At 58.9% G+C, this 13,315-nt stretch carries 10 protein-coding genes, 2 tRNA genes and 3 rRNA genes; 10 read left to right on the top strand and 5 right to left on the bottom strand.

The genetic code is table 11. The features are described 5' to 3' along the window. The first annotated feature begins 48 nt into the window (after positions 1-48). The 10 genes from CEW87_RS11335 (at position 49) to CEW87_RS11290 (ending at position 7,558) form a co-directional block, all read left to right on the top strand. Positions 49-372 carry a HesB/IscA family protein gene (locus CEW87_RS11335; RefSeq protein ID WP_108973094.1) on the top strand — a complete coding sequence of 108 codons (324 nt, stop codon included), beginning with the start codon at positions 49-51 and terminating at the stop codon, positions 370-372. A gap of 15 nt (positions 373-387) precedes the next feature. Next, a complete protein-coding gene (nifU, locus tag CEW87_RS11330) occupies positions 388-1,278 on the top strand; it encodes a Fe-S cluster assembly protein NifU (RefSeq protein ID WP_108950854.1) in 891 nt (296 codons plus the stop codon). Between the two features lie 62 nt (positions 1,279-1,340). After that, positions 1,341-2,564, top strand: a complete 1,224-nt coding sequence (gene nifS, locus CEW87_RS11325) for a cysteine desulfurase NifS (protein WP_108973092.1) — start codon at positions 1,341-1,343, stop codon at positions 2,562-2,564. A gap of 28 nt (positions 2,565-2,592) precedes the next feature. Then, complete coding sequence (gene nifV / locus CEW87_RS11320; RefSeq protein ID WP_108973090.1) at positions 2,593-3,786, top strand: homocitrate synthase; 1,194 nt, start codon at positions 2,593-2,595, stop codon at positions 3,784-3,786. A gap of 5 nt (positions 3,787-3,791) precedes the next feature. Next, positions 3,792-4,637, top strand: a complete 846-nt coding sequence (gene cysE, locus CEW87_RS11315) for a serine O-acetyltransferase (RefSeq protein ID WP_108973088.1) — start codon at positions 3,792-3,794, stop codon at positions 4,635-4,637. Next, entirely contained in the window at positions 4,637-5,155 is a 519-nt protein-coding gene (locus tag CEW87_RS11310; RefSeq protein WP_108973086.1) for a hypothetical protein, read from the top strand. Before cysE ends, CEW87_RS11310 begins: the two co-directional genes overlap by 1 nt. Before the next feature lie 15 nt (positions 5,156-5,170). Beyond that, entirely contained in the window at positions 5,171-5,485 is a 315-nt protein-coding gene (gene nifW / locus CEW87_RS11305; RefSeq protein WP_108973084.1) for a nitrogenase-stabilizing/protective protein NifW, read from the top strand. Between the two features lie 27 nt (positions 5,486-5,512). After that, complete coding sequence (locus CEW87_RS11300) at positions 5,513-6,007, top strand: nitrogen fixation protein NifZ (protein WP_108950848.1); 495 nt, start codon at positions 5,513-5,515, stop codon at positions 6,005-6,007. Continuing rightward, entirely contained in the window at positions 6,004-6,855 is an 852-nt protein-coding gene (nifM, locus tag CEW87_RS11295) for a nitrogen fixation protein NifM (RefSeq protein WP_108973083.1), read from the top strand. The genes CEW87_RS11300 and nifM overlap by 4 nt, the downstream gene beginning before the upstream one ends. A 94-nt stretch (positions 6,856-6,949) precedes the next feature. Beyond that, positions 6,950-7,558 (top strand): hypothetical protein, encoded by a 609-nt coding sequence (locus CEW87_RS11290; protein WP_108973081.1) that lies wholly within the window; start codon positions 6,950-6,952, stop codon positions 7,556-7,558. Between the two features lie 444 nt (positions 7,559-8,002). Here the strand turns inward: CEW87_RS11290 and rrf are convergent. The 5 genes from rrf to CEW87_RS11265 form a co-directional block, all read right to left on the bottom strand. Further along, positions 8,003-8,116 (bottom strand): 5S ribosomal RNA (gene rrf / locus CEW87_RS11285). A gap of 125 nt (positions 8,117-8,241) precedes the next feature. Next, a 23S ribosomal RNA gene (locus CEW87_RS11280) occupies positions 8,242-11,129 on the bottom strand. A 316-nt stretch (positions 11,130-11,445) separates the two neighbouring features. Next, positions 11,446-11,521 (bottom strand) — tRNA-Ala (locus tag CEW87_RS11275). A 27-nt stretch (positions 11,522-11,548) separates the two neighbouring features. Then, positions 11,549-11,625: transfer RNA gene (locus tag CEW87_RS11270), tRNA-Ile, on the bottom strand. A gap of 70 nt (positions 11,626-11,695) precedes the next feature. Next, positions 11,696-13,233 (bottom strand): 16S ribosomal RNA (locus tag CEW87_RS11265). Together the 16S, 23S and 5S rRNA genes with 2 tRNA genes alongside form the textbook arrangement of a ribosomal RNA operon. Positions 13,234-13,315: the final 82 nt, after the last annotated feature.

Genomic DNA, 13,315 nt, shown 5'->3' with positions numbered 1-13,315 from the left:
CGGTTTGCGATAGGTCTCCCAGAGCCCTTTCCAACCGGAGACCCGAACATGATCACGCTTACCCCCACCGCACTGAAAGCCGTCAGCCGTTTCATCTCCACCTCCGCCGACCCGGTCGCCGGACTGCGGATCCACGTGCAAGGCGGCGGCTGCTCCGGCCTGCAGTACGGAATGAAGCTTGAAGCCGAAAAAGGCGAGGACGACACCATTGTCGAATTCGACGGTGTCACGCTTTTCGTCGATCCCTACTCCGCCCCGATGCTGGCCGGCGTCACCGTCGATTTCGTCGAGTCGCTGAGCGGCTCCGGCTTCAAGTTTGAAAACCCCAACGCCTCGGCCGGCTGTGCTTGCGGCCAGTCCTTCTCAGCCTGAGCCCGGGAGACCGCCATGTGGGATTACTCCGAAACCGTCAAAGAACACTTCTACAACCCGCGCAATGCCGGCGCTCTGCCTGATGCCAATGCTATTGGCGAGGTCGGCTCGATCTCCTGTGGCGATGCGCTGCGCCTGATGCTGAAGGTGGACCCGAGCAACGAGACCATCACCGATGCCAGTTTCCAGACCTTCGGCTGCGGTTCGGCCATCGCCTCAAGTTCGGCGCTGACCGAGATCATCAAGGGCAAGACGCTCGACCAGGCACTGGAAGTCAGCAACCAGGACATTGCCGACTTCCTCGGTGGGCTGCCTCCGGAAAAGATGCACTGCTCGGTCATGGGCCGTGAAGCCCTGCAGTCGGCCGTCGCCAATTACCGCGGTGAAGTCTGGAGCGACGATCACGAAGAGGGCGCACTGATCTGCAAGTGCTTCGCCGTCGATGCGGTGATGATCGAAGACACCATCCGCGCCAACAACCTGTGCAGCGTCGAACAGGTCACCAACTACACCAAGGCCGGTGGCGGCTGTTCGTCTTGCCACGAAGGCATCGAGGAAATCCTTGCCAAGGTGCTGGCCGAGCGCGGCGAATCCTTCACCGCCGCACCGCCGCCGGAGAAAAAGCAGCCGGGCAAGCTCACCACCCTCGAGCGTATCCGCAAGATCGAGCAGGTCATCGAGAAGGCACGCCCGAACCTGCAGCGCGACCACGGCGATATCGAACTCGTCGATGTCGATGGCAAGACCATCTACGTGTCAATGAAAGGCGCCTGCTCCGGTTGCCAGATGGAAGCGGTCACGCTTGGCGGCGTGCAGGCCCAGATGATCGAAGCCCTGGGCGAGATCGTGAAGGTCATCCCGGTCAAGGCCACTGCCAAGCTGGCGCCGAACTCGCTGCCCGCCTGACGACACACCCCTCCCCACCCCGGTGGGGAGCATCCACACACGGTAGCCCCGCGGAGAGAACGATGAGCATCCCCAACCTGACCCCGATCTATCTCGACAACAACGCCACCACCCGTTGCGCCCCCGAGGCGGTAACGGCGATGCTGCCCTACTTCACCGAACAGTTCGGCAACCCGTCCTCGATGCACAGCTTCGGCGCCAAGGTCGGCCACGCGGTCAAGGCGGCTCGCACGTCGCTGCAGAAGCTGCTGGGCGCCGAGTTCGACTCCGAGATCATCTACACAGCCGGTGGCACCGAAGCAGACAACACCGCCATCCTGTCGGCCCTCAAGGCCAATCCGGAGCGCAAGGAAATCATCACCACCACGGTCGAGCACCACGCCGTGCTCCATCTGTGCGACCAGCTCGAGAAAGAGGGTTACACCATCCACAAGCTCAAGGTGGACGGCAAGGGCCGGCTCGATCTGAACGAATACGCCAAGCTGCTCAGCGACAAGGTCGCGGTGGTGTCGGTGATGTGGGCCAACAACGAAACCGGTACCTTCTTCCCCGTCGTGAAGATGGCTGAGATGGCCAATGCCGCCGGGGTGCTGTTCCACACCGACGCCGTGCAGGCCGTTGGCAAGATCCCGCTCAAGCTCAAGGACACCGCCATCGACATGCTGTCGCTGTCCGGCCACAAGCTGCATGGTCCCAAGGGCATCGGCGCGCTTTACCTGCGTCGTGGCGCGCGCTTCCGCCCCCTCCTGCGCGGCGGCGGTCAGGAGCGCGGCCGTCGCGCCGGTACCGAAAACGTACCCGCGATCATCGGCATGGGTGTTGCAGCCCAGCTCGCACTTGAGCACATGGAGCTGGAAAACACCTACGTTCGTGCGCTGCGCGACAAGCTGCAGGCCGGCATTCTGGCCGCCGTGCCGCACGCATTCGTCACCGGCAATCCGGACGATCGCCTGCCCAACACGCTCAACGTTGCATTCGAGTACGTCGAAGGCGAAGCCATCCTGATGCTGCTCAACAAGCAGGGCATTGCGGCATCGAGCGGCTCGGCCTGCACCTCAGGCTCGCTGGAGCCCTCGCACGTGATGCGTGCAATGGGCATTCCCTACACCGCAGCGCACGGCACCATCCGCTTCTCGCTGTCGCACGAGAACACCGAGGCCGAGATGGACCGGGTGATCGCAGCCGTACCGTCGATCATTGCCCAGCTGCGCAAGCTGTCGCCCTACTGGGGCGAGAACGGGCCGGTCACCGACCCGGAAAAGGCCTTTGCACCGACCTACGCCTGAGTTCACACCACTTCCGGACGAGAACGCCATGTCGACCCCGATCATCATCGACGACACCACCCTTCGCGACGGAGAACAGTCCGCCGGGGTGGCATTCACCCGCAGCGAGAAATGCGGCATCGCCGCCATTCTCGCGTCGATCGGTGTTCCGGAACTGGAGATCGGCATCCCGGCCATGGGCGTCGAGGAGTGCGATGACATCCGCGCAGTTGCGCACACCCTGAGCGATACGACGCACGACACGAAGCTGATCGTCTGGGGCCGGCTGACCGGCACGGATATCGATGCCTGCCGCAGTCTTCCGGTGCACATGCTGGAGCTTTCCGTGCCGGTATCCGACCAGCAGATCCGGCACAAGCTCGGCTCCAATCGCAACGAGGTTCTGCAGCGCATCGCACGCTGGGTGCCGGTGGCGCGCGATGCCGGGTTTGAAGTGGGCCTCGGCGGCGAGGACGCATCGCGGGCCGACCCTGCCTTTCTTGAAGAAGTGCTTGCCGCTGCCGAAGCGGCAGGCGCCCGGCGCTTCCGTTTCGCCGACACCCTTGGCGTACTCGACCCCTTTGCCACCTTCGACGCCATTGCCCGCCTGCGCGCGGCCAGCGCGCTGGAGATCGAGATGCATGCGCATGACGACCTCGGACTCGCCACCGCGAACACGCTGGCAGCGGTGCGGGCCGGTGCCAGCCATGTCAACACTACGGTCAATGGCCTTGGTGAGCGCGCCGGCAATGCTGCACTGGAAGAGGTTGCACTCGGCCTGCGTCAGTTCCACGGCCTGGGTGAGCTGATCGATTTCCGCCGTCTCCTGGACGCATCAACCGCGGTCGCACAGGCCTCGGGCCGGCCGGTGGGATGGAGCAAGAGTGTGGTCGGTGAAGGTGTCTTTACTCACGAGGCGGGCATTCACGTCGATGGCCTGCTGAAGGACCCCGCAAACTACCAGAACATCGACCCGGCATTGCTCGGACGCAGCCACCGGCTGCTGCTGGGCAAGCACTCCGGCAGCCGTGGCGTGGCAGCAGCCTATGCAGGCCTCGGCATCATGCCGGATGAAAACCAGTTGCTGTGGTTGCTCGCGCGCGTACGTGAATTTACCGGCCGGACCAAGCGTACGCCCGAACGTGCCGACCTGGTCGCGTTCTGGGATTCGCTTCAGGCCAGCCAGGCGGACTGGTTTCCGCAACCGTTCATGACTGCCCCCGCCATCCCTGCCGGAGCCTGATCACCATGGCCACAGAAAGCGCAACCATGACCGCAGAAAACCTCGTGCCCACCCCAAGCCTGCCAAGTCTTCTGCGGGAGGACATTCGCTGCGTGTTCGGCCGCGACCCTGCTGCCCGCACGACCTGGGAAGTGCTCACCACCTACCCCGGCGTTCACGCCCTGATCACCTATCGCATTGCCCACGCCTTATGGCTGCGCAACTGGCGCTACCTGGCACGCCTGACGAGCTTCATCGGCCGGGTCCTGACCAATGTCGATATTCACCCGGGCGCCCGCATCGGCCGCCGTTTCTTCATCGATCACGGCGCGGGCGTCGTCGTCGGCGAGACCGCCGAGATCGGTGATGACGTCACGCTTTACCACGGGGTCACCCTGGGTGGCACCACCTGGAATCCGGGAAAACGTCACCCCACACTCGGCGACCACGTCGTCGTCGGCGCCGGCGCGAAGATTCTTGGTGCCATCACCATCGGCAGCCGGGTCCGGGTAGGCGCCAACTCCGTGGTGGTCAAGAACGTACCTTCGGATCGCACTGTGGTTGGCATTCCTGCAAAAGTCGTGCGCAGGGAAGGTCCGATCCTGAGCCCCACGGACGAACTCAACCTCGATCACCACCTGATGCCCGACCCGGTGGGCCATACGCTCAACTGCCTGCTCGACCGCATCAAGTCACTCGAGTCGCAGATTTCGGGCCTGCAGGCCAACGCCGAAGCGCCTCCACCGAAGAAGCCCCGCACGACAATTCCAGTGGTCGCGGTCAGCAACATCGACTGCGAGGCCAATACCGACCAGGCCTGTCCCGAATGTGCCTGCCAGCCTGAGAACGAACTCACGTCGGAGACACGTTGATGGACCTGCTGCACTTTGATCCCGAACCCCTGTACTTCGAAGATCCGCTCCCGGACGGTGTGCTCGAACTGATCGAACGCGCCGGCGAACACTACGGCGCGCCCGAAGCCGAACAGGCGCTTGCCGAAGCGGGCCTCAAGGCGCCGGATCACCTGCTGGTCCTCGTCGCGCGTTACCGCTATCACTTCTACCGTCACCAGATGGCGGAAGCACAGCGGGTCGTGTGGCATGCGATCGACGTCAGTGGCGCACGGGTTGGACTACCCGCGGACGGCAGCGGTATCGACGCTGACAAGGTCGCCACCGCAGCACACCGGTCAATGACGCTGACCCGCTTCTATCTCTCTGCGCTGAAGGCCGCAGCCTACATCCGGCTGCGCGAGGGCGACATCGGTGGCGCCATCCAGATCCTTCAGCCTCTGGTGCAGATCGACGATGCCGACCGCCTCGGCAGCAAGGTTCTGCTTGACGTTGCACGCGCAGCAGAAGAAGCCTCCCAAACCCCAATCGCCATCTGAATACGGAGCCTGATCATGGACGAACTCACTCTTGACGAAGCAATGGAAGAACTGTCCGCTGCGGAGGACTTTCTGGAGTACTTCGGCGTCAGTTACGAGCCTCAGGTCGTGCACGTGAACCGTCTGCACATCCTGCAGCGCTTCCACGACTACCTCTCCAACAATCCGGTCGAAGGCGACGATCAGGTTCGCTACACCCACCATCGCAACTTTCTCGAGATGGCTTACCGCGACTTCACGGTTTCCGACGCGGTTACCGAAAAGGTGTTCTCGGTATTCAAGAAGGCCAGTGGCACGGCCTTTGTTCCCCTCGGCGCCGTCCAGCGCTGACCCGTCAAAACCAGCGAGGCCAAACTCATGCGTCCTGAATTCGATTATGGCGATGCCGTTCGCGTCACCCGAAACGTGCGTGACGATGGCACCTACCCGGGCATGGCCGTGGGTGATCTGCTGGTACGACGGGGTTCCACCGGCACCGTCATAGGCGTGGGCACCTTCCTTCAGGACCAGATCATCTACACCGTGCACTTTCTCGAGATTGACCGCATCGTCGGTTGCCGTGCCGAGGAGGTCATCGCAGCCGATGCGCCATGGGCGCCAAGCCGCTTCGAGTCGCGGGACAAGGTGCTCGCGGGAAAAGCCTTCTCCGTGCGTGGAGAGGTCGTCGTGGAGAAAGGCGCGATCGGCGAGATCATCCGTGTCGTGCGTGACATGCCGGAAGGCGTTCATTACCACATCAACTTCCCCGGCTACATGCTGTGCATTCCCGAGAGCTCAGTCGAGCCCCTGCCCCAGCCCGTATCACGACGTCGCATGCACGCCGATACAGCTGAAGAGGAGCCCGCACCGTGACGCCCGACGCCTACTATGAGCTCAAGGCCGCCCTCGCCCTGTTCGGACGGGACTGCAGTGCGCTGACCGCCGACGAGCGCGTTCGCGCGAAGAACGTTGCACGCCAGTACGCTTCAATCGAGACGGTCGTGCTATCGAGCGACGAGGCCAGCGGCGTCTGCCTCTCGCCAGGCGCGGTAAAGAAAGCGCTCGGCGAACTCCGGGATCGTCATCAGGATGCGGACAGCTTTGCGGCCACCCTCGCGCACGCAGGCCTGACTGAAAGTCTGCTCGCCGACGCATTGCGCCGTGACCTTCTCGTGGATGCTGTCATGGCAAAAGTTGGCGCCGCCGCCGGACAGGTTGGTGCAACCGAAGCCGAGATCTTCTACTACACCCATCTCGATCGCTTCCATACCCCGGAGCGCAGAACGGCCCGTCACATCCTGATCACCATAAACGAGAACTTCCCGGAAAACACGAGCGAACGCGCAGCACAGCGCCTGAGAGAGATCGCAGGTCGCCTGAAAGCCAAACCCGGCCGCTTCGAGGAGCAGGCCATCAAGCACTCGGAATGCCCAACGGCACTCAACGGCGGCCAGCTTGGGGAGATCCGCCGCGGGCAGCTCTATCCCGAACTCGATGAAGCCCTGTTCCATCTTGCCGCAGGCCAACTCTCCGACGTTCTTCGCTCCGAGATGGGTTTTCACATCGTGCGCTGCGACGCAATCCATCCCGAAGGCACCGTTCCCTACGCTGAGGTCGCCGAAACGCTACGTCAGCGTCTGACCGAAGAGCGCGCCAGCAAGGATGCCAAACGCTGGCTGGCGGGCCTGCTCAAGAAGACCAGGACACCAGCCGCGGGTTAGCTGCAACACGACGCAGCGTGGCAGGAAGACGCCGACCTCACCCGCCTCAGGCCGCCGTACAAACAAGGTTTATTCAACTGAAAAAGAGCACGACATGCTTCTGAAAACTTACGAAGAGAAAGGCCTGCTGTTCAACAGCAACTTCACCGAACCGGCAGGCCCGGCAGACACGTTTGCCTACCGTGGAGACCTCGTGCTGGTCGAGGGCGACGTTGCGGACGCATCGGGCCGCCGCAAACCACCAACGGCGACTATCAGACAATCCGTCCTGCTCGCGCAAGGTGACAAGCTGCTCCTCGCAGCCGGTCTCTTCGACGACATTGCACGCCTTCCTGTGTTCGTCAAACGCTATGGCGCCGACTTCTCACCGGAAATGCACGCAGTCTTCTTCGTGTCGAATATCGCCAAGCCGATGAAGCTCAAACTGGAAGGGATTGAATTCGCCCTGATCCCGCTTGAAGACGGCATGGTGTGGAACGAATTGCTCGATGAACTCGGCATTGAAAAGAGCGAACTGAAGGGACAGTCGGCCGGTGAAAAGGTCGCAACGGTCCACGCAGCATTCAAGTCCCACGCATTGAAAGGCGCCGAACTCACGCTCGAAGCTGCACTGGAAAGTACCATCGAAGTGAAGCGTGGTGGAGCGGCCCCGTCTGACGCAGGCGCCTCTGATCTCACCCACGCCAATTCGGGGCACCAATAATGGTGCCCCGTTTTCCATGCCGCGCAGTCAGGATCAGCAAAGCCCTGCAAGCGAAGCGCATGGGCACGAGCTCATGTTCTTGAATCACCGAACCCAGCTGACTCACACCAAAGGACTCACACCAAAGCTGCTGGCCAGAAGGATGCCAGCATCCAGAGCCGCAGCGTCTCGACTGACCGCGGGCAGAGCGTGCGTGGCGTTCCCGGTCAAAACCACACCTTTGACGCCTCACGTCAGGCAATGCACCCGGACGCTGCGCGAACATCGCGACTGGCACAGCCCGGCTGGCTACAGCGCCTGCGTATGTAACGTACGGATGGTGCTGGCAACGCAGGCAGAAGTTCACTCAATCCAAGGGATTCGCCTCCCGCGTTGCAGCGTTGTGAGCCGTAGATGGCAAAAACCCCGCTGAGAGTAATCTCAGCGGGGTTAAGCGTGTGGTTAGTCTGACGATGACCTACTTTCACGAGAACGAATCTCACTATCATCGGCGCGATCTTGTTTCACGGTCCTGTTCGGGATGGGAAGGGGTGGGACCAAGACGCTATGGTCGTCAGACTATGACTTGTCACCTGCGCGTTGCAGGCCAAAGCGGGAAGAAGTATATGGGTGTTGTGATTGCGTCGATGGTTGGGCGAATTTGCTTCGTCCAACAACGAGTATCGACTGTTTTGTAAGGTTATAGGATCAAGCCTCACGGGCAATTAGTATCGGTTAGCTTAACGCATTACTGCGCTTCCACACCCGACCTATCAACGTGGTGGTCTTCCACGACCCTTCAGGGGGCTCTAGGCCCCAGGGAAGTCTCATCTTGAGGCGAGTTTCCCGCTTAGATGCTTTCAGCGGTTATCTCTTCCGCACTTAGCTACCCGGCGATGCGACTGGCGTCACAACCGGTACACCAGAGGTGCGTCCACTCCGGTCCTCTCGTACTAGGAGCAGGTCCACTCAAACTTCCAGCGCCCACGGCAGATAGGGACCAAACTGTCTCACGACGTTTTAAACCCAGCTCACGTACCACTTTAAATGGCGAACAGCCATACCCTTGGGACCGGCTACAGCCCCAGGATGTGATGAGCCGACATCGAGGTGCCAAACTCCGCCGTCGATGTGAACTCTTGGGCGGAATCAGCCTGTTATCCCCAGAGTACCTTTTATCCGTTGAGCGATGGCCCTTCCATACAGAACCACCGGATCACTATGTCCTGCTTTCGCACCTGCTCGACTTGTCGGTCTCGCAGTCAAGCCTCCTTTTGCCATTGCACTATCAGTACGATGTCCGACCGTACCTAGGAGACCTTCGAACTCCTCCGTTACCTTTTGGGAGGAGACCGCCCCAGTCAAACTGCCCACCATGCACTGTTCCCGACCCGGATTCACGGGCCTGGGTTAGAACCTCAACGACACCAGGGTGGTATTTCAAGGTTGGCTCCACGAGAACTAGCGTCCCCGCTTCAAAGCCTCCCACCTATCCTACACAAGTCCCGTCAAAGTCCAATGCAAAGCTACAGTAAAGGTTCATGGGGTCTTTCCGTCTAGCCGCGGGTAGATTGCATCTTCACAAACATTTCAACTTCGCTGAGTCTCAGGAGGAGACAGTGTGGCCATCGTTACGCCATTCGTGCAGGTCGGAACTTACCCGACAAGGAATTTCGCTACCTTAGGACCGTTATAGTTACGGCCGCCGTTTACCGGGGCTTCGATCAAGAGCTTGCACCCCATCACTTAACCTTCCGGCACCGGGCAGGCGTCACACCCTATACGTCCACTTTCGTGTTTGCAGAGTGCTGTGTTTTTAATAAACAGTCGCAGCCACCGATTCTCTGCGGCCCCTTCGCCCTTCGGATGTACTCCTACAAGCTACCGGGGCATACCTTCTCCCGAAGTTACGGTATCAATTTGCCGAGTTCCTTCTCCTGAGTTCTCTCAAGCGCCTTGGTATTTTCAACCTGCCCACCTGTGTCGGTTTGCGGTACGGTCGATTCTAGACTGAAGCTTAGAGGCTTTTCCTGGAAGCAGGGTATCAACCACTTCGTCTCACAAGGAGACTCGTCATCACGCCTCAGATAATCCCCGCGGATTTGCCTACGGGGTACTCCTACACGCTTAAACCAGGACTTCCAACACCCGGCTGGCCTAACCTTCTCCGTCCCCCCATCGCATCTAGAACCGGTACAGGAATATTGACCTGTTTCCCATCGACTACGCATTTCTGCCTCGCCTTAGGGGCCGACTCACCCTGCGCCGATGAACGTTGCGCAGGAAACCTTGGGCTTTCGGCGAGGGTGCTTTTCACACCCTTTATCGCTACTCATGTCAGCATTCGCACTTCCGATACCTCCAGCATCCCTCTCGAGACACCTTCGCAGGCTTACGGAACGCTCCCCTACCACGTGTCATAAGACACATCCGCAGCTTCGGTTCATGGCTTGAGCCCCGTTACATCTTCCGCGCAGGACGACTCGACTAGTGAGCTATTACGCTTTCTTTAAAGGGTGGCTGCTTCTAAGCCAACCTCCTAGCTGTCTATGCCTTCCCACTTCGTTTGCCACTTAGCCATGCATTTGGGACCTTAGCTGGCGGTCTGGGTTGTTTCCCTCTTGACAACGGACGTTAGCACCCGCTGTCTGTCTGCCGTATATCACTTTGCGGTATTCGGAGTTTGCTATCGCGGGGTAGATCGCATTGACCCCCCCAACGATTACAGTGCTCTACCCCCGCAAGTGTCCGTACGACGCACTACCTAAATAGTTTTCGGGGAGAACCAGCTATTTCCGGATTTGTTTAGCCTTTCACCCCTATCCACAGCTCATCCCCTAATTTTTCAACATTAGTGGGTTCGGACCTCCAGTGCGTGTTACCGCACCTTCATCCTGGCCATGGATAGATCATCCGGTTTCGGGTCTACGCCCAGAGACTATGTCGCCCTTATCAGACTCGCTTTCGCTACGCCTCCCCTATTCGGTTAAGCTCGCCACTGAACGTAAGTCGCTGACCCATTATACAAAAGGTACGCAGTCACCCCACAAGGAGGCTCCCACTGTTTGTATGCATGCGGTTTCAGGATCTATTTCACTCCCCTCCCGGGGTTCTTTTCGCCTTTCCCTCACGGTACTAGTTCACTATCGGTCGATCACGAGTATTTAGCCTTGGAGGATGGTCCCCCCATCTTCAGACAGGATTTCTCGTGTCCCGCCCTACTTGTCGCACGCTCAGACCCGCCACCTAATTTTCACATACGGGGCTATCACCCTGTGTTGCCGGACTTTCCAGACCGTTCTGCTAATTAGATGGTTTAGTCGTGCAGGCTGTTCCGTGTTCGCTCGCCACTACTTACGGAATCTCGGTTGATTTCTGTTCCTGCAGCTACTTAGATGTTTCAGTTCGCTGCGTTCGCCTCCACGTACCTATGTATTCAGTACGGGATACTCCTTGCGGAGTGGGTTTCCCCATTCGGATATCGGGGGATCAAAGCTCCATTGCCAGCTCCCCCCCGCTTTTCGCAGGCTTGCACGTCCTTCATCGCCTGTGATCGCCAAGGCATCCACCACATGCACTTAGTCGCTTGATCCTATAACCTTAGACCCTCAGACTTTCGCCCAAAGATCCGGTCACAGGTCGAACTCGTTTGTGCGAACCTCGTCGCGCCGCTGACACAGCACGCGAGATTCAATGCAATCACGCTACCCGTGCAACGCATCTACTGATACGCTGCACATATATATACTTCTTCCACTTTGTTAAAGAGCGAGCCAATCGAGAAGTTTGACCTTCCCGAGAAGTCAGGCATAAACACCAGAATCTTTCCTGGCCATGCATGACTGACTTCTCGAACCTCGTTGTGTGTCTGACTACTGTCTGACTAGCGTCTGGTTTGCATCAGATACTGGTGGAGCTTGTCGGGATCGAACCGACGACCTACGGCTTGCAAAGCCGCCGCTCTCCCAGCTGAGCTAAAGCCCCATTCTGACCAACGCACCTTCGATAGTTTGGTGGGTCTGGTTGGGTTCGAACCAACGACCCCCGCCTTATCAAGACGGTGCTCTAACCAGCTGAGCTACAGACCCTCACACTCGAGGCTCTTCGCTTGAACAACCGATAAGTTGTGGATACTTGACCACTGCGACCTTTCTCTTGAAAGGAGGTGATCCAGCCGCACCTTCCGATACGGCTACCTTGTTACGACTTCACCCCAGTCATGAATCTCACCGTGGTAAGCGCCCCCCCGAAGGTTAAGCTACCTACTTCTGGTGAAACCCACTCCCATGGTGTGACGGGCGGTGTGTACAAGACCCGGGAACGTATTCACCGCAGCATGCTGATCTGCGATTACTAGCGATTCCGACTTCACGTAGTCGAGTTGCAGACTACGATCCGGACTACGATCGGCTTTAAGAGATTAGCTCCACCTCGCGGCTTGGCAACCCTCTGTACCGACCATTGTATGACGTGTGAAGCCCTACCCATAAGGGCCATGAGGACTTGACGTCATCCCCACCTTCCTCCGGTTTGTCACCGGCAGTCTCATTAGAGTGCCCAACTAAATGATGGCAACTAATGACAAGGGTTGCGCTCGTTGCGGGACTTAACCCAACATCTCACGACACGAGCTGACGACAGCCATGCAGCACCTGTGTTCTGGCTCCCGAAGGCACCAAGTGATCTCTCACAAGTTCCAGACATGTCAAGGGTAGGTAAGGTTTTTCGCGTTGCATCGAATTAATCCACATCATCCACCGCTTGTGCGGGTCCCCGTCAATTCCTTTGAGTTTTAACCTTGCGGCCGTACTCCCCAGGCGGTCAACTTCACGCGTTAGCTGCGTTACTCAGAAAGTTACCTCTCCGAACAACTAGTTGACATCGTTTAGGGCGTGGACTACCAGGGTATCTAATCCTGTTTGCTCCCCACGCTTTCGTGCATGAGCGTCAGTACAGGCCCAGGGGGCTGCCTTCGCCATCGGTGTTCCTCCACATATCTACGCATTTCACTGCTACACGTGGAATTCCACCCCCCTCTGCCGTACTCTAGCCTTGCAGTCACAAACGCAGTTCCCAGGTTAAGCCCGGGGATTTCACATCTGTCTTACAAAACCGCCTGCGCACGCTTTACGCCCAGTAATTCCGATTAACGCTCGCACCCTACGTATTACCGCGGCTGCTGGCACGTAGTTAGCCGGTGCTTCTTGTCAAGGTACCGTCATCCGACAAAGATATTAGCCTTGCCGTTTTCTTCCCTTGCGAAAGAGCTTTACAACCCGAAGGCCTTCTTCACTCACGCGGCATGGCTGGATCAGGCTTGCGCCCATTGTCCAAAATTCCCCACTGCTGCCTCCCGTAGGAGTCTGGGCCGTGTCTCAGTCCCAGTGTGGCGGATCATCCTCTCAGACCCGCTACAGATCGTCGCCTTGGTGAGCCTTTACCTCACCAACTAGCTAATCTGACATCGGCCACTCCAATCACGTGAGGTCCTAAGATCCCCCACTTTCCCCCTCAGGGCGTATGCGGTATTAGCTACGCTTTCGCGTAGTTATCCCCCATGACTGGGCATGTTCCGATGCATTACTCACCCGTTCGCCACTCGCCGGCAGGTGCAAGCACCCCCGCTGCCGTTCGACTTGCATGTGTAAAGCATGCCGCCAGCGTTCAATCTGAGCCAGGATCAAACTCTTAAGTTTAATCCTACAAAGTACTCAAAATCATTTTACTGACATATGAGCACCTAATCTTTGTGAAACTCAAAACTGCCTAAGCAGTTTC

The sequence above is a fragment of the Parazoarcus communis genome, assembly GCF_003111665.1.
GTDB lineage: Bacteria > Pseudomonadota > Gammaproteobacteria > Burkholderiales > Rhodocyclaceae > Parazoarcus > Parazoarcus communis_B.
The sequence above is the reverse complement of the archived record's forward strand: the minus strand, read 5'-3'. Positions and strand labels throughout refer to the sequence as shown.